This is a genomic window from Peribacillus sp. FSL H8-0477, assembly GCF_038002765.1.
Taxonomy (GTDB): Bacteria; Bacillota; Bacilli; order Bacillales; family DSM-1321; genus Peribacillus.
The window spans coordinates 162314-184930 of the sequence record NZ_JBBODE010000002.1 but is presented as its reverse complement, the minus strand read 5'-3'; the positions used below and the strand labels follow the sequence as shown (position 1 = coordinate 184930).

At 44.0% G+C, this 22617-nt stretch carries 9 protein-coding genes, 6 rRNA genes and 3 riboswitches; of the genes, 3 read left to right on the top strand and 12 right to left on the bottom strand.

Annotated features, from left to right (window positions below; all coding sequences use genetic code 11):
- Positions 1-992: 992 nt before the first annotated feature.
- The 5 genes from ltrA to MHI18_RS12660 all read right to left on the bottom strand — a co-directional run bounded on the left by ltrA (position 993) and on the right by MHI18_RS12660 (position 8794).
- Positions 993-2267, bottom strand: a complete 1275-nt coding sequence (gene ltrA / locus MHI18_RS12680) for a group II intron reverse transcriptase/maturase (RefSeq protein ID WP_340847873.1) — start codon at positions 2265-2267, stop codon at positions 993-995.
- 840 nt (positions 2268-3107) lie between these two features.
- On the bottom strand, positions 3108-3671 hold the full coding sequence (locus MHI18_RS12675; protein ID WP_340847872.1) for a group-specific protein: 564 nt from the start codon (positions 3669-3671) through the stop codon (positions 3108-3110).
- Between the two features lie 323 nt (positions 3672-3994).
- A 5S ribosomal RNA gene (rrf, locus tag MHI18_RS12670) occupies positions 3995-4110 on the bottom strand.
- 65 nt (positions 4111-4175) lie between these two features.
- A 23S ribosomal RNA gene (locus MHI18_RS12665) occupies positions 4176-7108 on the bottom strand.
- A 139-nt stretch (positions 7109-7247) separates the two neighbouring features.
- Positions 7248-8794, bottom strand: a 16S ribosomal RNA gene (locus MHI18_RS12660).
- The 16S, 23S and 5S rRNA genes sit together here, the layout of an rRNA operon.
- 2138 nt (positions 8795-10932) lie before the next feature.
- Between MHI18_RS12660 and MHI18_RS12655 the strand changes: the two genes are divergently transcribed.
- Together MHI18_RS12655 and MHI18_RS12650 are read left to right on the top strand one after the other, a co-directional pair.
- A complete protein-coding gene (locus MHI18_RS12655) occupies positions 10933-11226 on the top strand; it encodes a transposase (protein WP_340847871.1) in 294 nt (97 codons plus the stop codon).
- The gene (locus tag MHI18_RS12650) at positions 11226-11768 is read left to right on the top strand and encodes an IS3 family transposase (RefSeq protein ID WP_340850283.1); all 543 of its coding nucleotides are present in this window, start codon (positions 11226-11228) and stop codon (positions 11766-11768) included. Before MHI18_RS12655 ends, MHI18_RS12650 begins: the two co-directional genes overlap by 1 nt.
- Before the next feature lie 351 nt (positions 11769-12119).
- Here the strand turns inward: MHI18_RS12650 and rrf (MHI18_RS12645) are convergent.
- From rrf (MHI18_RS12645) to MHI18_RS12615, 7 genes are all read right to left on the bottom strand, one after another.
- Positions 12120-12235, bottom strand: a 5S ribosomal RNA gene (rrf, locus tag MHI18_RS12645).
- Between the two features lie 65 nt (positions 12236-12300).
- Positions 12301-15233: ribosomal RNA gene (locus MHI18_RS12640) — 23S ribosomal RNA — on the bottom strand.
- 140 nt (positions 15234-15373) lie between these two features.
- A 16S ribosomal RNA gene (locus tag MHI18_RS12635) occupies positions 15374-16919 on the bottom strand.
- Between the two features lie 453 nt (positions 16920-17372).
- A complete protein-coding gene (locus MHI18_RS12630; protein ID WP_340847869.1) occupies positions 17373-18578 on the bottom strand; it encodes a M20 family metallopeptidase in 1206 nt (401 codons plus the stop codon).
- Positions 18579-18596: 18 nt separating this feature from the next.
- The gene (locus tag MHI18_RS12625) at positions 18597-19427 is read right to left on the bottom strand and encodes a MetQ/NlpA family ABC transporter substrate-binding protein (protein ID WP_340847868.1); all 831 of its coding nucleotides are present in this window, start codon (positions 19425-19427) and stop codon (positions 18597-18599) included.
- A gap of 16 nt (positions 19428-19443) precedes the next feature.
- The gene (locus MHI18_RS12620) at positions 19444-20094 is read right to left on the bottom strand and encodes a methionine ABC transporter permease (protein WP_340847866.1); all 651 of its coding nucleotides are present in this window, start codon (positions 20092-20094) and stop codon (positions 19444-19446) included.
- The gene (locus tag MHI18_RS12615; RefSeq protein WP_340847865.1) at positions 20084-21115 is read right to left on the bottom strand and encodes a methionine ABC transporter ATP-binding protein; all 1032 of its coding nucleotides are present in this window, start codon (positions 21113-21115) and stop codon (positions 20084-20086) included. The genes MHI18_RS12620 and MHI18_RS12615 overlap by 11 nt, the downstream gene beginning before the upstream one ends.
- Before the next feature lie 75 nt (positions 21116-21190).
- Positions 21191-21289, bottom strand: a riboswitch (SAM riboswitch).
- 81 nt (positions 21290-21370) lie between these two features.
- Positions 21371-21475, bottom strand: a riboswitch (SAM riboswitch).
- A 192-nt stretch (positions 21476-21667) separates the two neighbouring features.
- Positions 21668-21770, top strand: a riboswitch (SAM riboswitch).
- A gap of 61 nt (positions 21771-21831) precedes the next feature.
- Here MHI18_RS12615 and MHI18_RS12610 point away from each other — a divergent pair.
- Positions 21832-22587: an alpha/beta hydrolase gene (locus tag MHI18_RS12610; RefSeq protein WP_340847863.1), complete on the top strand. Its 756-nt coding sequence runs from the start codon at positions 21832-21834 to the stop codon at positions 22585-22587.
- The last annotated feature ends 30 nt before the right edge of the window (positions 22588-22617 follow it).

Here is a 22617-nt window from a genome sequence, read left to right as displayed (position 1 = left end):
TATTAATTTGGAAATCGTAAGTAACAGTCCTTAGTAGTGATCTTTTCCATTCCAACAACAAAATCTTAACTTGCAGCCCTAACTACATCACTTAATTGAATAAAGTGGTCTGATTCCGTTAATGCCACTTTAGGATATACCTCAAGATAAATAACTAATTTTTCTCCCTTCAATGATTGTGGAATACTACTTCTACTTTTAACAATAATTTTATTGTTCTCTTCCATTGTTTCTAGATCTATTCCGTCACTGGATATATAAACTTCTTTTCCTTTGTCATCGTAAACCTAATTAATATGAACTTTTATGTTTGCTTCCTCATCTTCCATCCCTTTGAACAATTACTGTCTCATAAGATAATTGGGTTATAAGTACGTTGAATCTCCAGCCTCATCCTTTTCACCAATATTCTCGAATCCATGTGGGATAGAAGTTGATGGAGGTAATTCCGTTTTTGGTTATCTTAATTGTATACTACCTATATAGCTACTATCTGATGGCTCCGTATAGACAAATTCTTTATTATCAGAAATCCCCTCTTTTTCATCATAAATTTCATACATCCTTGGATATTTCAATCTTCCTCTGCTTCTCCTTTCACAGAAAATGTAATTTCAATGACTCTCCATCATAAGAAGCACTGGTTATTGTTAATCCACCCCTTTGAGTTAGAGGTATGATTCAAGTATGTAATCAAAATCTTGGTAAGCTGTCCTGTACAATTGATCCACATGTATAACAACAGTTCCTCTAAACAAATCCTTGTTTAACTTAATCGCCATTTAATCAGTTAAAATTCATTCATCAAATTGACCCTATCTGCCTATTAAAGTGATATTAGTATACAGAAGTTTCAACTTTATGCTTGCCTTCAAAAAAATCCGTCAACATAAAAGACCGTCTTTTAGGGAATCGAGTAGAGGGAAAATATTTTAATTATTTTCGCCCCTCTCACACCACCGTACATACGGTTCCGTATACGGCGGTTCAATTTATATTACAGTGTGTACTTTTAGATAATGTTCTAAAGCAGAGGGTAGTCCCCTCTGCTTTAGTCTTTTGTTTGAAATTGCTCTTTGAACAACTTTCGATAATCCGATATACCGGAAACCTTTCCGACAGAACGTTAGTCCTTTCGCTTCTTCTTCGGGTATCCCTAGTTGAATTAACGATTTGATTTGTTTCCTTGTAATTTTCCATTGCTTCCAGATGATGACTCTAATTCTGGAGCGAAGCTTCATATCAATTCGCTTTATAGCTTCTTTCATACTTGAGATTCTGAAGTAGTTTACCCATCCGAATATGACTTGTTTAAGTTTCAATATTCGATAGTCTAGCGAAATACTCCAGTTCCGCTTTGTTAATTGTCGAAGCTTCCTTTGGAATTTCTGTATGGAGGTTGAATGAGGTTTCACTCGGTATTTCTCGTTTTTAGAGTCGTAATAATACCCAAATCCTAAGAATTTTAGTTCTTTTGGACGTGAAATTCTACTCTTCTCTGCGTTGACTAAAAGACCTAATTTCTCTTCTATAAATCTCACGATTGAACTCATTACTCGAGTCGCTGCTTTTTCACTTTTCACAAAGATGAGGGCATCATCTGCGTACCTCACGAACCTTAGTCCTCTTTTCTCTAGTTCCTTATCGAGTTCGTTTAACATAATGTTACTCAATAATGGGCTGAGGTTTCCTCCTTGCGGAGTACCGACAGGTGTGTCTTCATATTTTCCATTTATCATGACTCCACTGATTAAGTATTTCCTGATTAACGAGATGACATCTCCGTCTTTTATTGTGTTGGATATAAGTCGCATCAGTTTATCGTGATGAACGGTATCGAAGAATCTTTCAAGGTCAATGTCCACTACCCAATCGTGTCCATCATTTAGAAATTCCAAGCTCTTAATAATTGCCATCTCACAACTTCTTTTCGGCCTAAAGCCGTAACTGTATTCACTAAATTGCTTTTCAAATATCGGACTGAGAACTTGATGAATGGCTTGTTGAACTACCCTATCCACTACTGTAGGTATTCCCAACTTGCGCATCTTGCCATTTTCTTTTGGGATTTCCACTCTTAAGGCAGCTTGTGGTTGGTATTTTCTTGTTCTGATGCGCTGACGTAGTTCATCTTTGTTCTCTTTCAGATATTGCTTCAGTTCATCGACCGTTATTCCATCGACCCCACTAGCACCTTTATTTTTATAGACACGCAAGTAGGCTTCATTCATATTTTGATTACTTAGAATCTGTTCTAAAAGTTCCACACTCGTTTCTCCTTTCCTCTCACGTAATAAGTGATAGCTCCATTTTGGTTATCCTTTGAGATACGCTCATACTTTCCCCATTAACACATTCGGAGTAGGTCACTTATGCATTCGTGGCGTTGAAACACTATAAATTGTTCAGCCCTTCATGAATGACTTCATTACTATGGCTTCTGCTGACTTCTTGCGGCTAACCTTTTTCGACTGTACTAGTTGTACACCCGCAAGACCTCCCAGGGTAAGACAACTATCTTTCCTCTTTCACTCGTCTGATTTACTCTACAAAGTTACGCACATCTTTTGGACTTTGACTTGTTTAGGAGCCTTATCCCTTTGTAGAGCCTTCGTATCAGATTTCTGTTCGTCAAGCCAAGATTTTATTCCACGCTTCCTCCAGCCCTTACCTCACGGTAAGTACCTTGCGCTTCCTTAGTGGTTGGTCGATGTTTACCCCCACAGTGGACTTTCACCACCTAGATAGTTGCCATGCCTGGCACACTAAGAAAAAGCTGTCATAAAGACAGCTCTGATATCTTGCCGTTAAACCGTCGAGTAAAAGAACCACATGTAACATCTTCGAATTTAGATTTTAGCTCATAGTTGTATGTATTCAAAGAATGAGACCATTAAAAATAGTGTTGTTAAGGTACCCGACAACATTAAGGTTATTAGTTTGAATCTATTTTTATTATTCTCTTTCATAATTTCTAGGGACAATTTACTCCAAATATATATAGACACTATAGCTATGACTACAATAAAACCTGAAGACATCTTTTGCTCCTTTTAAAGTATTTACATTCCAAAGTTAAACATTGAAATAGAGTACCAAATAGCATTTCATTTGTATTGGTTCCAATATACAATCTCCACATCATTAATTTGAACCTCGCCAAGACTTAATACATGGGGAATATATGCAAAAAGGCCAAATTTATTACCCTTTTCATATTCAAGTTGATAATATTCTACTGATGCTGTGGGTAATTCTTTTAGTTCTTGATAAGTCTCAACATTCAAAATCTTAATTTCATCTTCCTCAATTTCTTTAGTTGGACCTCTGTATTTCTCTTTTGTATAAAAATATATAGCACTCGTATTATTTGTTAATCTTTCAATTGGAATTTTAAAAAATTGTTGTTTTTCTTTAGTTTTGATCCCTAAAGATGTAAGAGCTTCATATACGTAATAGGGGTTTAGAGGAATAAAATGAATAACATCATTCCATAAACAATTTAGTTTAGGGACTTGTCTTTTAAGCAATTTCAATCTCTCAGGGTGACTAAAATACTTTTTCGTATATTGCTTAAACAAATGAGGAGAAATTTCACCTAAAGCACTCAAAGGTATCAGTTTGTCGCCGATCATCTCTTTAGGTACCATATGATATATATATTCTTGCATTCTGGCACCTCCATATCTTATGTATAATTCGACAAGTGTCCAACACTCTCCTCTTCAATTTCCGTTTCAGGATAGTAACTAAGTGTCCTTGGGGGGTATTTCACCTATTTTTATGCTATTCCAACCATTAATCCCTTCTGGAGTATCCATATTCCCTTCTGAGATCACGTTAATCCCGTCCAAGCCCTGCATATTCCCGTCTAGAGACCTCGTATTCCCGTCTGGGAGCATTTTCGGGCGCAATATACCCCCGTTTCCTGTTCAACTTCTAAAAAACACCACAAAAAAAGACCAGCTATGTAGCTGATCTTTTTCTTCTTGTTGCCTGGCAATGTCCTACTCTCACAGGGGGAGACCCCCAACTACCATCGGCGCTGAAGAGCTTAACTTCCGTGTTCGGAATGGGAACGGGTGTGGCCTCTTCGCCATCATTACCAGACTATAAAGGAACGTTGTTCCTTCAAAACTAGATAATAAGAAGGGTTTTGCATGTAATTAAAACGAATGGTTAAGTCCTCGATCGATTAGTATTTGTCAGCTCCACGTGTCACCACGCTTCCACCTCAAACCTATCTACCTGATCATCTTTCAGGGATCTTACTAGCTTACGCTATGGGAAATCTCATCTTGAGGGGGGCTTCATGCTTAGATGCTTTCAGCACTTATCCCGTCCGCACGTAGCTACCCAGCTATGCCTTTGGCAAGACAACTGGTACACCAGCGGTGCGTCCATCCCGGTCCTCTCGTACTAAGGACAGCTCCTCTCAAATTTCCTGCGCCCACGACGGATAGGGACCGAACTGTCTCACGACGTTCTGAACCCAGCTCGCGTACCGCTTTAATGGGCGAACAGCCCAACCCTTGGGACCGACTACAGCCCCAGGATGCGATGAGCCGACATCGAGGTGCCAAACCTCCCCGTCGATGTGGACTCTTGGGGGAGATAAGCCTGTTATCCCCGGGGTAGCTTTTATCCGTTGAGCGATGGCCCTTCCATGCGGAACCACCGGATCACTAAGCCCGACTTTCGTCCCTGCTCGACTTGTAGGTCTCGCAGTCAAGCTCCCTTGTGCCTTTACACTCTACGAATGATTTCCAACCATTCTGAGGGAACCTTTGGGCGCCTCCGTTACTCTTTAGGAGGCGACCGCCCCAGTCAAACTGTCCACCTGACACTGTCTCCCACCCCGATAAGGGGCGCGGGTTAGAATTTCAATACAGCCAGGGTAGTATCCCACCAATGCCTCCACCGAAGCTAGCGCTCCGGTTTCAAAGGCTCCTACCTATCCTGTACAAGCTGTACCAAAATTCAATATCAGGTTACAGTAAAGCTCCACGGGGTCTTTCCGTCCTGTCGCGGGTAACCTGCATCTTCACAGGTACTATAATTTCACCGAGTCTCTCGTTGAGACAGTGCCCAGATCGTTACGCCTTTCGTGCGGGTCGGAACTTACCCGACAAGGAATTTCGCTACCTTAGGACCGTTATAGTTACGGCCGCCGTTTACTGGGGCTTCGGTTCAAAGCTTCGCTTACGCTAACCTCTCCCCTTAACCTTCCAGCACCGGGCAGGCGTCAGCCCCTATACTTCGCCTTGCGGCTTCGCAGAGACCTGTGTTTTTGCTAAACAGTCGCCTGGGCCTATTCACTGCGGCTTTTCCGGGCTATTCACCCTAAAAAGCACCCCTTCTCCCGAAGTTACGGGGTCATTTTGCCGAGTTCCTTAACGAGAGTTCTCTCGCACACCTTAGGATTCTCTCCTCGCCTACCTGTGTCGGTTTGCGGTACGGGCACCCTTTATCTCACTAGAGGCTTTTCTAGGCAGTGTGGAATCAGGAACTTCGGTACTTAATTTCCCTCGCTATCACAGCTCCGCCTTAATGGAAACGGGATTTGCCTCGTTTCCGGCCTAACTGCTTAGACGCGCATATCCAACAGCGCGCTTACCCTATCCTCCTGCGTCCCCCCATCGTTCAAACGATAAATTGGTGGTACAGGAATATCAACCTGTTATCCATCGCCTACGCCTTTCGGCCTCGGCTTAGGTCCCGACTAACCCTGAGCGGACGAGCCTTCCTCAGGAAACCTTGGGCATTCGGTGGAAGGGATTCTCACCCTTCTTTCGCTACTCATACCGGCATTCTCACTTCTAAGCGCTCCACCAGTCCTTACGGTCTAGCTTCGACGCCCTTAGAACGCTCTCCTACCACGGACACCCTACGGTGTCCATCCACAGCTTCGGTGATACGTTTAGCCCCGGTACATTTTCGGCGCGGAGTCACTCGACCAGTGAGCTATTACGCACTCTTTAAATGGTGGCTGCTTCTGAGCCAACATCCTGGTTGTCTAAGCAACTCCACATCCTTTTCCACTTAACGTATACTTTGGGACCTTAGCTGGTGGTCTGGGCTGTTTCCCTTTTGACTACGGATCTTATCACTCGCAGTCTGACTCCCAAGAATAAGTATTTGGCATTCGGAGTTTGACTGAATTCGGTAACCCGTTGGGGGCCCCTAGTCCAATCAGTGCTCTACCTCCAATACTCTCATCTTGAGGCTAGCCCTAAAGCTATTTCGGAGAGAACCAGCTATCTCCAGGTTCGATTGGAATTTCTCCGCTACCCACACCTCATCCCCGCACTTTTCAACGTGCGTGGGTTCGGGCCTCCATTCAGTGTTACCTGAACTTCACCCTGGACATGGGTAGATCACCTGGTTTCGGGTCTACGACCACATACTAATTCGCCCTATTCAGACTCGCTTTCGCTGCGGCTCCGTCTTTTCAACTTAACCTCGCATGGGATCGTAACTCGCCGGTTCATTCTACAAAAGGCACACCATCACCCATTAACGGGCTCTGATTACTTGTAAGCACACGGTTTCAGGATCTATTTCACTCCCCTTCCGGGGTGCTTTTCACCTTTCCCTCACGGTACTGGTTCACTATCGGTCACTAGGGAGTATTTAGCCTTGGGAGATGGTCCTCCCTGTTTCCGACGGGATTTCTCGTGTCCCGCCGTACTCAGGATCCACTCAGGAGGGAACGAAGTTTCAACTACAGGGTTTTTACCTTCTTTGACGGGCCTTTCCAGACCTCTTCATTTACCCCGTTCCTTTGTAACTCCATATTGAGTGTCCTACAACCCCAAGAGGCAAGCCTCTTGGTTTGGGCTGATTCCGTTTCGCTCGCCGCTACTCAGGAAATCGCTATTGCTTTCTCTTCCTCCGGGTACTTAGATGTTTCAGTTCCCCGGGTCTGCCTTCAGTACCCTATGTATTCAGGTAAAGATACTGTTCCATTACGAACAGTGGGTTTCCCCATTCGGAAATCTCTGGATCAACGCTTACTTACAGCTCCCCAAAGCATATCGGTGTTAGTCCCGTCCTTCATCGGCTCCTAGTGCCAAGGCATCCACCGTGCGCCCTTTCTAACTTAACCTACTAAAAAAACATTCGGTGTTTTAAAAATTGATGCAAAATTTGCCTTCTATCTATTATCTAGTTTTCAAAGAACAAGGTTGAATGAATTACTCATTCAAAACTGAACAAAACAAAAGCGTCACGTTAATTTTCCTTAGAAAGGAGGTGATCCAGCCGCACCTTCCGATACGGCTACCTTGTTACGACTTCACCCCAATCATCTGTCCCACCTTAGGCGGCTGGCTCCTTGCGGTTACCTCACCGACTTCGGGTGTTACAAACTCTCGTGGTGTGACGGGCGGTGTGTACAAGGCCCGGGAACGTATTCACCGCGGCATGCTGATCCGCGATTACTAGCGATTCCGGCTTCATGCAGGCGAGTTGCAGCCTGCAATCCGAACTGAGAATGGCTTTATGAGATTCGCTTACCCTCGCGAGTTTGCAGCTCTTTGTACCATCCATTGTAGCACGTGTGTAGCCCAGGTCATAAGGGGCATGATGATTTGACGTCATCCCCACCTTCCTCCGGTTTATCACCGGCAGTCACCTTAGAGTGCCCAACTGAATGCTGGCAACTAAGATCAAGGGTTGCGCTCGTTGCGGGACTTAACCCAACATCTCACGACACGAGCTGACGACAACCATGCACCACCTGTCACTCTGTCCCCCGAAGGGGAACGTCCTATCTCTAGGAGTGTCAGAGGATGTCAAGACCTGGTAAGGTTCTTCGCGTTGCTTCGAATTAAACCACATGCTCCACCGCTTGTGCGGGCCCCCGTCAATTCCTTTGAGTTTCAGCCTTGCGGCCGTACTCCCCAGGCGGAGTGCTTAATGCGTTAGCTGCAGCACTAAAGGGCGGAAACCCTCTAACACTTAGCACTCATCGTTTACGGCGTGGACTACCAGGGTATCTAATCCTGTTTGCTCCCCACGCTTTCGCGCCTCAGTGTCAGTTATAGACCAGAAAGTCGCCTTCGCCACTGGTGTTCCTCCACATCTCTACGCATTTCACCGCTACACGTGGAATTCCACTTTCCTCTTCTACACTCAAGTTCCCCAGTTTCCAATGACCCTCCCCGGTTGAGCCGGGGGCTTTCACATCAGACTTAAGGAACCACCTGCGCGCGCTTTACGCCCAATAATTCCGGATAACGCTTGCCACCTACGTATTACCGCGGCTGCTGGCACGTAGTTAGCCGTGGCTTTCTGGTTAGGTACCGTCAAGGTACCAGCAGTTACTCTGGTACTTGTTCTTCCCTAACAACAGAACTTTACGACCCGAAAGCCTTCATCGTTCACGCGGCGTTGCTCCGTCAGACTTTCGTCCATTGCGGAAGATTCCCTACTGCTGCCTCCCGTAGGAGTCTGGGCCGTGTCTCAGTCCCAGTGTGGCCGATCACCCTCTCAGGTCGGCTACGCATCGTTGCCTTGGTGAGCCATTACCTCACCAACTAGCTAATGCGCCGCGGGCCCATCTATAAGTGACAGCGAGACGCCGTCTTTCCATCTTCTCTCATGCGAGAAAAGAACATATCCGGTATTAGCTCCGGTTTCCCGAAGTTATCCCAGTCTTATAGGCAGGTTGCCCACGTGTTACTCACCCGTCCGCCGCTAACTGTTGAGTAAACTCAACAATTCGCTCGACTTGCATGTATTAGGCACGCCGCCAGCGTTCATCCTGAGCCAGGATCAAACTCTCCGTAGAATGTTTGACTTGCTCGGTTGTTTTTATAGTGTGTACTCACTTCTTTAAAACGTTGACGCTTTGTTTTGTTCAGTTTTCAAAGAGCAATTTCAGCTGCGAGTTATTCGCTAGCTACAAGAATTAGTATAACATGGTTACGAACAGTTGTCAACTTCTGCGAAGTTTTTAACTTATTTTTAATCGCCGTGTTTCTCAGCGACTACTTTATCTTACCATCTACCAAGTAAGAAGTCAATAAGTTTTTTTAAGAGTGTTTCTTCTTAAGCTACGCTTCAGCATCCCCTGCGGCATGCATGTTATTGTTTTTTCAAGGCCGCTGTGTTGGCGACTTACTAATAATACTGCTTATCATGATTAATGTCAATATGTTATATCAAAATAAAAATAAACTAATCATAAGTATCAAACGGCAGCAAAAAAGGTGACAACTCAATTAGTCCCTTTGCCTAACTTTAGTTGGTTACGACCATCTAATCTGATCATCATTAACTTTCCAGTTCAACTTATTATATCTCCAGCATACGTCTCAAGTGAACATTCTCTTCTATAATAGGAGTTATCACCATTTCAATTTCAAAGGATCACCTAGAAGTAAGAAACCTATGAACGAAGTTTATCCCTTCGATTAAAATAGACAATTAACCTTAATACAGTGTTGATTTAATAAGACAGAAATTAGATTCACTGGATATTGGTATGTTTCTTACACAAAATTAGTATGCTACAAACTATAATTCATATATCTCTCAGTTGATTCTTTCTAACCCAAGGCTATGTAACTGCACTGATTAAGATATTATGTTATTTATATAGAAGGAAAAATTTAATATTGAAGTTCAAGTACATTCGGGTACTTTCACTTGTGCTTTTTATTGTCATGAACATGTGTGCAGCGAATGTCGACCTTATTTAATATAAAGGCTCTGTTAAAGTGATGTTGAAATAAAACCAAAAATAAATCTTCTTGTTTCAGGGAAGTTCTATTTTAAAAATTTTCTTCTTAAACTTACGCACCATTGTTATGTTTATCATAAATAGGAATGCTCTTGTAATCTAAAGCTGGGATGCTATATGAATAAATTTGCATTAATACTTATCCTTCTCTCTCTATTAAATATTCTCGTAGTCGATTTCTCTGCTGGATTTAATTTTTGAATGGCTTTAAGAATATCAGTCGCTCTCACGGTCGTCACCAATCTTTTTAGTTAACCCCATTGTAGAACCTAAGTTCCTAATTACCTATTATCAACAATAAACATTAACAGAGCCAATATAAAATTATTTGTCCATAACGAGCTCAATCAGTCTCGACACTATCTTTAGTGTAGTTTTTTAAAACGTGTCACTTCTTTTGCATTGTTATTTCTTTAGATACACTTTTAAAGAAGACCAGTCAATTTCAAATAACTAACTGCGGCATCATGCTTTATTGGTTTTTTAGAAAATGAGTCGCTAATCTTTAGGACTATTTCTTTAGATACACTTTTTAGGTAGACCTGATGAATAAGTTTCCCCGGGGGGGATTCTATCTATTTTTCTGCTATTCCGGCTGTTAATCCCGTCTGGTCTTCACGTATTCCCGTCTGAGATGGCCGTATTCCCGTCTGCATCATGCCCATTCCCTCATGGGCAATATTTCCATATCTAGAATATCCCCGTGCGGCATCATTGTTTGCAGGGTTTTTGAAAATGGGTCGCTATTCTTTAGGTCTATTTCTTTAGATACACTTTTTAGGTAGACCTGATGAATAAGTTCCTCTGCGGGGGTATATTATCTATTTTTCTGCTATTCCGGCCATTAATCCCGTCTGGTCTTCACGTATTCCCGTCTGGATCATGCGTATTCCCGTCTAGAGGCTGCGTATTCCCGTCTGGGCCCTATTTTCTGCTCTAAAATACCCCATGGGGCATCATTGTTTTGATGGTTTTTGAAAATGGGTCGCTAATCTTTAGATCTATTTCTTTAGTTACACTTTTTAGGTAGACCTGATGAATAAGTTTTCCCCTAGGGGTATTTTATCTCTGTTTATGCTATTCCGACCATTAATCCCATCTGGAGTAAAGTTAGTCTTAAAAGTGGACACGTCAAATCCAGTTATAACGTATACTTAACTTACCTAATAAAAGGAAGTGTTTACATGGGAAAACATCGTGATTCACAGTTCAAAGAGTATGTAGCTAAACTAATCGTAGAAGATCATCGTATGGTTACAGAAGTCGCTCATGAATTAGAGATTTCTTCTTCGACCATTAAGGGATGGGTGTCAGACTATCGGAAGAAGAAAAAGAAAGGATCCGATCAAGAAACCTACCTCACTCCAAGTGAAGTTGAGACCCTTCAAAAACAACATGAAAAAGAATTGAATAAACTGAGAGAGGAAAATGAAATCTTAAAAAAGGCCATGCATATTTTCACAAAAGACCCCTCGTAATTTACCGGTTTATTCACGCCCATAAGGATGAGCATACGGTAGTGATGATGTGCAGAGTTTTGAAGGTATCAACGAGTGGGTACTATAAATGGCGGAAAAACCAGGACAAACTTTCTCCTGAAAAAGAAGTGTATAAAAAAGAGGTTCAACAGAAAATTAGTAAGTCCTTTCACGAAAGTGGTGAAACCTATGGCAGTCCGCGTATCCATCATGACTTAGTGGAATGGGGGTACACGATTTCATGCAAAACGGTAGGCCGTATGATGTGTGAACTAGGTATCCGGGCTACGCCAAAACAAAGATATGTGGCGACTACCGACTCCAAGCATAACCTACGTATCTATCCTAATCTATTAAATCAAACGTTTACCGTTCAAACCCCCAATCAAGTATGGGTAGCTGATATTACGTACATACGGACCTTAGAAGGGTGGGTATATTTATCGACGGTCATGGACTTGTTTTCTAGAAAAATTGTCGGGTGGGCGATGGACGATAATAATGAGAAGAGAAAACATTCCAAGTTAAGCTATTCATTTTGAGCGAAATTACGAGGGACAACACCCCGTAAAGAAGGCTGTTATTTAACCAGTTTGATAAAAAATTCGATTAGTTGAGATGTCGACTAATCGATTTTATATCCCCCTTAAGCTAAGTACGGTAGGACTTCACATAGGAAAGTTCGCCGAAATATAGTGTCCACTTTCTTGACATAAGACCAGGAGTACTCTTATTCCCGTCTACGTTGTGGTAATCGCGTCTGGATCTTGTTTATTCCTGTCTGGGCACTATTTTCAGTACAAAATACCCCTCAAAGTACCACGCTTCCTGCTCAACTTCTAAAAAACACCACAAAAAAAGACCAGCTATGCAGCTGATCTTTTCTTTCTATTGCCTGGCAATGTCCTACTCTCACAGGGGGAGACCCCCAACTACCATCGGCGCTGAAGAGCTTAACTTCCGTGTTCGGAATGGGAACGGGTGTGGCCTCTTCGCCATCATTACCAGACTATAAAGGAACGTTGTTCCTTCAAAACTAGATAATAAGAAGGGTTTTGCATGTAATTAAAACGAATGGTTAAGTCCTCGATCGATTAGTATTTGTCAGCTCCACGTGTCACCACGCTTCCACCTCAAACCTATCTACCTGATCATCTTTCAGGGATCTTACTAGCTTACGCTATGGGAAATCTCATCTTGAGGGGGGCTTCATGCTTAGATGCTTTCAGCACTTATCCCGTCCGCACGTAGCTACCCAGCTATGCCTTTGGCAAGACAACTGGTACACCAGCGGTGCGTCCATCCCGGTCCTCTCGTACTAAGGACAGCTCCTCTCAAATTTCCTGCGCCCACGACGGATAGGGACCGAACTGTCTCACGACGTTCTGAACCCAGCTCGCGTACCGCTTTAATGGGCGAACAGCCCAACCCTTGGGACCGACTACAGCCCCAGGATGCGATGAGCCGACATCGAGGTGCCAAACCTCCCCGTCGATGTGGACTCTTGGGGGAGATAAGCCTGTTATCCCCGGGGTAGCTTTTATCCGTTGAGCGATGGCCCTTCCATGCGGAACCACCGGATCACTAAGCCCGACTTTCGTCCCTGCTCGACTTGTAGGTCTCGCAGTCAAGCTCCCTTGTGCCTTTACACTCTACGAATGATTTCCAACCATTCTGAGGGAACCTTTGGGCGCCTCCGTTACTCTTTAGGAGGCGACCGCCCCAGTCAAACTGTCCACCTGACACTGTCTCCCACCCCGATAAGGGGCGCGGGTTAGAATTTCAATACAGCCAGGGTAGTATCCCACCAATGCCTCCACCGAAGCTAGCGCTCCGGTTTCAAAGGCTCCTACCTATCCTGTACAAGCTGTACCAAAATTCAATATCAGGTTACAGTAAAGCTCCACGGGGTCTTTCCGTCCTGTCGCGGGTAACCTGCATCTTCACAGGTACTATAATTTCACCGAGTCTCTCGTTGAGACAGTGCCCAGATCGTTACGCCTTTCGTGCGGGTCGGAACTTACCCGACAAGGAATTTCGCTACCTTAGGACCGTTATAGTTACGGCCGCCGTTTACTGGGGCTTCGGTTCAAAGCTTCGCTTACGCTAACCTCTCCCCTTAACCTTCCAGCACCGGGCAGGCGTCAGCCCCTATACTTCGCCTTGCGGCTTCGCAGAGACCTGTGTTTTTGCTAAACAGTCGCCTGGGCCTATTCACTGCGGCTTTTCCGGGCTATTCACCCTAAAAAGCACCCCTTCTCCCGAAGTTACGGGGTCATTTTGCCGAGTTCCTTAACGAGAGTTCTCTCGCACACCTTAGGATTCTCTCCTCGCCTACCTGTGTCGGTTTGCGGTACGGGCACCCTTTATCTCACTAGAGGCTTTTCTAGGCAGTGTGGAATCAGGAACTTCGGTACTTAATTTCCCTCGCTATCACAGCTCCGCCTTAATGGAAACGGGATTTGCCTCGTTTCCGGCCTAACTGCTTAGACGCGCATATCCAACAGCGCGCTTACCCTATCCTCCTGCGTCCCCCCATCGTTCAAACGATAAATTGGTGGTACAGGAATATCAACCTGTTATCCATCGCCTACGCCTTTCGGCCTCGGCTTAGGTCCCGACTAACCCTGAGCGGACGAGCCTTCCTCAGGAAACCTTGGGCATTCGGTGGAAGGGATTCTCACCCTTCTTTCGCTACTCATACCGGCATTCTCACTTCTAAGCGCTCCACCAGTCCTTACGGTCTAGCTTCGACGCCCTTAGAACGCTCTCCTACCACGGACACCCTACGGTGTCCATCCACAGCTTCGGTGATACGTTTAGCCCCGGTACATTTTCGGCGCGGAGTCACTCGACCAGTGAGCTATTACGCACTCTTTAAATGGTGGCTGCTTCTGAGCCAACATCCTGGTTGTCTAAGCAACTCCACATCCTTTTCCACTTAACGTATACTTTGGGACCTTAGCTGGTGGTCTGGGCTGTTTCCCTTTTGACTACGGATCTTATCACTCGCAGTCTGACTCCCAAGAATAAGTATTTGGCATTCGGAGTTTGACTGAATTCGGTAACCCGTTGGGGGCCCCTAGTCCAATCAGTGCTCTACCTCCAATACTCTCATCTTGAGGCTAGCCCTAAAGCTATTTCGGAGAGAACCAGCTATCTCCAGGTTCGATTGGAATTTCTCCGCTACCCACACCTCATCCCCGCACTTTTCAACGTGCGTGGGTTCGGGCCTCCATTCAGTGTTACCTGAACTTCACCCTGGACATGGGTAGATCACCTGGTTTCGGGTCTACGACCACATACTAATTCGCCCTATTCAGACTCGCTTTCGCTGCGGCTCCGTCTTTTCAACTTAACCTCGCATGGGATCGTAACTCGCCGGTTCATTCTACAAAAGGCACACCATCACCCATTAACGGGCTCTGATTACTTGTAAGCACACGGTTTCAGGATCTATTTCACTCCCCTTCCGGGGTGCTTTTCACCTTTCCCTCACGGTACTGGTTCACTATCGGTCACTAGGGAGTATTTAGCCTTGGGAGATGGTCCTCCCTGTTTCCGACGGGATTTCTCGTGTCCCGCCGTACTCAGGATCCACTCAGGAGGGAACGAAGTTTCAACTACAGGGTTTTTACCTTCTTTGACGGGCCTTTCCAGACCTCTTCATTTACCCCGTTCCTTTGTAACTCCATATTGAGTGTCCTACAACCCCAAGAGGCAAGCCTCTTGGTTTGGGCTGATTCCGTTTCGCTCGCCGCTACTCAGGAAATCGCTATTGCTTTCTCTTCCTCCGGGTACTTAGATGTTTCAGTTCCCCGGGTCTGCCTTCAGTACCCTATGTATTCAGGTAAAGATACTGTTCCATTACGAACAGTGGGTTTCCCCATTCGGAAATCTCTGGATCAACGCTTACTTACAGCTCCCCAAAGCATATCGGTGTTAGTCCCGTCCTTCATCGGCTCCTAGTGCCAAGGCATCCACCGTGCGCCCTTTCTAACTTAACCTACTAAAAAAAACATTCGGTGTTTTAAAAATTGATGCAAAATTTGCCTTCTATCTATTATCTAGTTTTCAAAGAACAAGGTTGAATGAATTACTCATTCAAAACTGAACAAAACAAAAGCGTCACGTTAATTTTCCTTAGAAAGGAGGTGATCCAGCCGCACCTTCCGATACGGCTACCTTGTTACGACTTCACCCCAATCATCTGTCCCACCTTAGGCGGCTGGCTCCTTGCGGTTACCTCACCGACTTCGGGTGTTACAAACTCTCGTGGTGTGACGGGCGGTGTGTACAAGGCCCGGGAACGTATTCACCGCGGCATGCTGATCCGCGATTACTAGCGATTCCGGCTTCATGCAGGCGAGTTGCAGCCTGCAATCCGAACTGAGAATGGCTTTATGAGATTCGCTTACCCTCGCGAGTTTGCAGCTCTTTGTACCATCCATTGTAGCACGTGTGTAGCCCAGGTCATAAGGGGCATGATGATTTGACGTCATCCCCACCTTCCTCCGGTTTATCACCGGCAGTCACCTTAGAGTGCCCAACTGAATGCTGGCAACTAAGATCAAGGGTTGCGCTCGTTGCGGGACTTAACCCAACATCTCACGACACGAGCTGACGACAACCATGCACCACCTGTCACTCTGTCCCCCGAAGGGGAACGTCCTATCTCTAGGAGTGTCAGAGGATGTCAAGACCTGGTAAGGTTCTTCGCGTTGCTTCGAATTAAACCACATGCTCCACCGCTTGTGCGGGCCCCCGTCAATTCCTTTGAGTTTCAGCCTTGCGGCCGTACTCCCCAGGCGGAGTGCTTAATGCGTTAGCTGCAGCACTAAAGGGCGGAAACCCTCTAACACTTAGCACTCATCGTTTACGGCGTGGACTACCAGGGTATCTAATCCTGTTTGCTCCCCACGCTTTCGCGCCTCAGTGTCAGTTATAGACCAGAAAGTCGCCTTCGCCACTGGTGTTCCTCCACATCTCTACGCATTTCACCGCTACACGTGGAATTCCACTTTCCTCTTCTACACTCAAGTTCCCCAGTTTCCAATGACCCTCCCCGGTTGAGCCGGGGGCTTTCACATCAGACTTAAGGAACCACCTGCGCGCGCTTTACGCCCAATAATTCCGGATAACGCTTGCCACCTACGTATTACCGCGGCTGCTGGCACGTAGTTAGCCGTGGCTTTCTGGTTAGGTACCGTCAAGGTACCAGCAGTTACTCTGGTACTTGTTCTTCCCTAACAACAGAACTTTACGACCCGAAAGCCTTCATCGTTCACGCGGCGTTGCTCCGTCAGACTTTCGTCCATTGCGGAAGATTCCCTACTGCTGCCTCCCGTAGGAGTCTGGGCCGTGTCTCAGTCCCAGTGTGGCCGATCACCCTCTCAGGTCGGCTACGCATCGTTGCCTTGGTGAGCCATTACCTCACCAACTAGCTAATGCGCCGCGGGCCCATCTATAAGTGACAGCCGAAACCGTCTTTCCATCTTCTCTCATGCGAGAAAAGAACATATCCGGTATTAGCTCCGGTTTCCCGAAGTTATCCCAGTCTTATAGGCAGGTTGCCCACGTGTTACTCACCCGTCCGCCGCTAACTGTTGAGTAAACTCAACAATTCGCTCGACTTGCATGTATTAGGCACGCCGCCAGCGTTCATCCTGAGCCAGGATCAAACTCTCCGTAGAATGTTTGACTTGCTCGGTTGTTTTTATAGTGTGTACTCACTTCTTTAAAACGTTGACGCTTTGTTTTGTTCAGTTTTCAAAGAGCAATTTCAGCTGCGAGTTATTCGCTAGCTACAAGAATTAGTATAACATGGTTACGAACAGTTGTCAACTTCTGCGAAGTTTTTAACTTATTTTTAATCGCCGTGTTTCTCAGCGACTACTTTATCTTACCATCAACCAAGTAAGAAGTCAATAAGTTTTTTTAAGAATGTTTCTTCTTAAGCTACGCTTCAGCATCCCCTGTGGCATGCGTGTTATTGTTTTTTCAAAGCCGCTGTGTTGGCGACTTACTAATAATACTCCCTCCTGCTTTTTATGTCAATCACTTTCTTTCATTGATTTAGTAAATACCTACTTCCTTCTATATAAAAGCGTGTATCTCACTTAGAGATACACGCTTTCTGTTTGCTGCTATTTTTTTGTTTCTATAAACTCTTCTTTAATCCTTTTTAATAATTCCGGTTCGGTTACTAATCTAAGAGCAATTAAAGCAAGCGCTTTCGCACCCGTAATGAGTGCTTCATCACCTTTAGGTGATCTAGCCGCTTCTCTAAATTCATTAGTATGCGCGACAAGTTCACTTCCTCCAATTTTAATATAGGGATGAATAGTCGGTACGACCTGACTTATATTTCCTCCGTCAGTCGAACCTAAGCCTTTTCCTTCACTAGTGAACAAAGTTTCTCCAAGACTATCTAATACATTCCCTGCTGCTTCATCAAAGCTTTTATTTAATAAAAAGTTATCGATTTGATTTTGGAAGGCAATCACATTTACCTTTGCGCCAGTAGCCAGTGCAGCTCCTTCAGCAATAGCCTTCACTTTATTCGTAACTGCATCTAATGTTTGTCGAGTGGCTGCTCTAATATAGAATCTGGCTTTTGCGTAGTCCGGGACAATATTAGGCGCATCTCCCCCATCAGTAATAATCCCATGGATACGTACATCACTTGAGAGGTGTTGTCTCAGTGCATTGATTCCATTGAAAAGTTGAATCACACCATCTAAGGCATTAATTCCTTCTTCAGGAGCTGCTGCTGCATGAGCAGACTTCCCAATAAACTCAAAGTCAAGCGGGTCAACAGCAAGTGTCTCACAGGTCACTCTCGTTTCATTGCCAGGGTGTATCATCATGAAGGCATCAATTCCATCGGTTAATCCATGTTTCACAAAGCTTCCCTTTGCGCTTCCATTAGGGCCGCCTTCTTCTGCGGGTGTACCAAATACAACGGCTTCTCCGCCTGTTTCTTCTATTACCTTACTAAAAGCGATGGCTGCTGCCGTACTAGTTGTCCCGATAATATTATGACCACAAGCATGCCCGAGTCCAGGTAAGGCATCATATTCTGCTAAGAAACCAATAACCGGACCTCCTAGCTTTGCGGCTTTCTTTCTAGCGATAAAAGCTGTTTCATGTCCAGCTACATTACTTTCAATTGTAAATCCTTCTAATAGAAGAAGACTTTTCAGTAATTCTGAAGCAAAGAATTCTTGATTACCAATTTCCGGACGTTCATGAATTTGATGACTGGTAGTGAGATACGTTTGTTTATTCTTTTCAATACTCGAGATGATGCTAGCTTTTAGTAGTTCAGTATCATGTGTAATTGTGGTCATAGTATCTCATCCTCCCTTTTAATAATCGATTTCACTTAATGGGACAAATGTTGGAATTTGCGCTCCCTTAAATTCTGTTTCTATTAGTTTCGCTACATCATCTTCTTGGTAAAGCTCTGCAATGCGTTTTAATACGTCACGATTTTTGTCCTCGGTTCGAGCAGCAATAATGTTTATATACGGTTTTGCCGTTGCGTCTTCATGGAAAATGGAATCTTTGATAGGATCAAACCCTGCATCTACAGCAATTCCATTATTAATAATGGATGCATCCACATCAGGAAGGACACGTGGTGTCTGCCCAGCTACCACTGGTTCAATTTTAATGTTCTTTGGGTTATCCACGATTTTGTCCAAGGATCCATTGCCATCAAAATCCTTCGGCAAGGTAATCAAACCTGCTTCTTGTAAGAGTAAAAAGGCTCTGCCCATATTAGTGGCTTCGTTCGGTACCGCAATGGTGGCGCCATTCGGTATATCGTTTATACTTTTATGTTTTTCTGAGTATAAACCCATCGGTGCAATGACCGTTGTAGCAACCGGCGCTAGATCTAACTTACGTTCTTTAATAAATGCATTGAAATACGACACTGTTTGAAAAGAATTTGCATCTAAATCTCCCTCTGCCAGCGCAACATTTGGCTGCACATAATCAGAGAAACTTACCAGTTTGATTTCAATTCCTTCTTTTTCGGCTTTTTCGGCTACATATTTCCAAACTCGATCATCTGTCCCGCTAATACCGATTTTCACTGTTTCTTTCTTGTCCCCTGATCCTTCACTATCTCCACAAGCACTCAATACAGTCGAAAATACAGCTAATATGATAAATAAGAATAATTTTTTCATGTTTGCACTCTCCTCGTTAGTTTCTTCTAATTTTTTTCGCAAGTATATTTCCGAATGTCTGCATCCCTTGAACCATAAGAATAAGAATGACAACAGTAATGACCATGACCTGTGTATCAAATCGTTGATATCCATATGTAATGGCTAAATCGCCTAGGCCTCCCCCTCCAACAGCTCCAGCCATTGCCGAGGCACCAATCAACCCAATGGTCGCGATGGTAATCCCCAGAATAAGTGAACTTAACGCTTCAGGTATAAGGAATCGGAAAATAATTTGAAAAGGCGTTGCTCCCATCGCCTCAGCCGCCTCAATAACTCCTGAATCAACTTCGAGCAAGGAGTTTTCAATTAACCTCGCAATATAAGGTCCAGAATAAAAGACCAATGGCACGACTGCTGCAGCTGTTCCAATCGATGATCCTACTAATAATCTTGTTAAGGGCACGATTGCTACCATTAAGATAATAAACGGAATCGAACGGAAGATATTAACCACAGTACTTAGGATGGAAAAGATAAATTTATTTTCGAATAGATGTCCCTTTCTTGTAACGACTAATAAAATGCCGAGCGGGAGACCAATGATTACCGCAAATAGTAGTGAAATACTGACCATTGATACGGTTTCCCAAAAAGCTTCGATAATTTCTTCATTACTAACTCGCATCTGCAATTACCTCCCGTATGCTGACGTTCTCCTGCTGAATATGCAGATAAGCTCGTTTAATTTCATTTTCTTGTCCGCGGAGTTCAACAATTAGGTGCCCAAATGGGACCCCTTGAAGCTCCGTAATATTCCCAAACAACACGTTTATATCAACATCAAACTTCTTAGCAATCTTCGATAACAAAGGCTGCCCGGAAGAAGCTCCTACAAAATTGATTTTAAACAGCTTTCCATTTGGATTATGTTCTTTAACGAGAGTCCTGACTGATTCAGGAATGGAATCATTAAGAACCGAATGAACAAAGTTTTGCGCTGTTTTCGTTTGGGGATTTGAAAATATATCAAAGACAGTGCCAGATTCAATGATTTCTCCGCCTTCGATCACAGCGACCTTGTCGCAAATATCTCGTATCACAGACATTTCATGGGTAATCATCAAGATTGTTATCTTATATTCGGCATTAATTTTTTTCAAAAGTTTTAAAATCGAGCCTGTTGTTTGTGGATCAAGTGCCGATGTAGCTTCGTCACAAAGCAGAATCGATGGCTGTGTAGCCAGCGCCCGCGCAATACCAACACGCTGTTTTTGTCCACCTGAAAGTTGTTCTGGATAGGCACCTGCCTTATCGCTTAATCCAACGAACTTTAGCAGTTCTTCTACTCGTTGTTTGATTTGTTTCTTCGGTGCTCCTTCTAATACCAACGGCATAGCGATATTAGCAAACACTGTTTTTGACTGCAGGAGATTAAAATGCTGAAAAACCATCCCGATATTCCTTTTTACTTTTCGGATATTAGAAGGGGACAGCGTTAATAAGTCTTGCCCATCAACTAGCACCCTCCCTCCTGTCGGCTTTTCTAAGAAATTAACACAGCGGATTAATGTACTTTTACCAGCACCGCTGAAGCCAATCACTCCAAATATCTCTCCTTTTTCTATGGTTAAGTTAATTCCATTAAGAGCTTTAAAGGTTTTGTCTTTCGTGCGGTATTCTTTCTCCAATCCTTCGAATGTAATCATGATGCTCCCCCAATCTCTATTAAAAAGACCCTCTTCTAAATAAGAAGAGGGTCTGCGCAGTCCAAAGACTGCCTCTTCTTATCTTTCAAGCTAAAGCTTGCTGGAATTGGCACGGTACCTGCGTCCGCTGCCGAAGCTTCATTGGGCCAGTCCCTCAGCTTCTCTGGATAAGAAATCTATATAGTTTTTTATTTTCAAACAAAAAACCTCTTCTGCAAATAGAAGAGGTTCCAATCATAATATCCGATCAGTACGCTCTTATCTACCAAGCTATGCTTGTTGGAAGTAGCACAGTATTCTAAAAAGAATCTGCTGCTGAGGTATCGACGGGCCAAATCCCTACACCTCTCTGGATAAGAATGCATATTAAGTTAATACAATCTTACAAACACTGACACCGTTTGTCAACCTGTTTATTGATTATTCTATTTTTTAAAACCATTTAAACAATTCGTTTTATTCTGGTCTTGACATATTTTCAGGCTTCATGATACGATAATCCCAAGTAAACAAGTGGGAATAATTTCATTTCGAGTGAATTCCCTTCATACACGTGTATCAAGAGTGAACGAGAGAACTGGCTCATAGACTTCACAGCAACCTCCTAAATGGAAAGGTGCTCCTACCAGCAAAGCTATGCTTTGGTTGATGAAATCGGCTAAAACCCTCTTCTCAACTATAAGAAGAAGGTTTTTTATTTTGAAAGGAGAATTTTTATGTCAAACTCGACGATTATTTCCGGCGCTGATTCATTCTTCATACCCGGAAACCATACTGGTATTCTAATCTGTCACGGTTTTAACGGTACCCCCCAGAGCATTGCCTATATTGGCGAATGCTTCGCTAAGGCGGGCTTCACTGTATATGCCCCGCTTTTAAAAGGACACGGTACGTGCGCAGAAGATATGGAGACTTGTTATTACCAAGATTGGATTCAAAATATAGAAGATGCATACAACACACTTAAGAAAACTTGTTCCAATATAGTTGTGATTGGTCAATCAATGGGCGGCACCCTAGCTTTAACATTAGCAGAAAAGGAAGCATGCAGCGGCATTGTCACGCTAAATGCTGCCCTCGAGGTCCCGTGGTATGAAACATTTAAACACGCAGATTCACCCAGATTCATTGCAGAAGGAAAACCAGATATTCATGATCCAGCTGCGTATGAAATTACCTATCCCTCCGTTCCGCTTAAAGCAGTTCAACAATTACTGCTCTTAATGCAGGATTTACGGCAAAAGCTCCATCACGTTTCCTGTCCTGTTCTCATATGCAGCTCTCCTGATGACCACGTAGTTCCGGCTTATTGTTCCATGGAAATTTTTCAAAGTATTTCATCCTCTGAAAAGGAATGTATGGACTTACCCTCTTCTTATCACGTAGCATCCCTAGACTATGATAAGGATAAAATTGTAGAGGCATCCCTTTCCTTTATTGAGCGTTATGTCCTTAAAAAAATGGCCTCTTAATCATCCACATGTGTTTACCCTCTTCCTAAT

What these genes read in the sequence shown, in the direction of transcription:
- MHI18_RS12675 (WP_340847872.1), bottom strand. Translation starts at nt 3,671, where the DNA reads ATGCAAGAATATATATATCATATGGTACCTAAAGAGATGATCGGCGAC.
- MHI18_RS12655 (WP_340847871.1), top strand. Translation starts at nt 10,933, where the DNA reads ATGGGAAAACATCGTGATTCACAGTTCAAAGAGTATGTAGCTAAACTA.
- MHI18_RS12630 (WP_340847869.1), bottom strand. Translation starts at nt 18,578, where the DNA reads ATGACCACAATTACACATGATACTGAACTACTAAAAGCTAGCATCATC.
- MHI18_RS12625 (WP_340847868.1), bottom strand. Translation starts at nt 19,427, where the DNA reads ATGAAAAAATTATTCTTATTTATCATATTAGCTGTATTTTCGACTGTA.
- MHI18_RS12620 (WP_340847866.1), bottom strand. Translation starts at nt 20,094, where the DNA reads ATGCGAGTTAGTAATGAAGAAATTATCGAAGCTTTTTGGGAAACCGTA.
- MHI18_RS12615 (WP_340847865.1), bottom strand. Translation starts at nt 21,115, where the DNA reads ATGATTACATTCGAAGGATTGGAGAAAGAATACCGCACGAAAGACAAA.
- MHI18_RS12610 (WP_340847863.1), top strand. Translation starts at nt 21,832, where the DNA reads ATGTCAAACTCGACGATTATTTCCGGCGCTGATTCATTCTTCATACCC.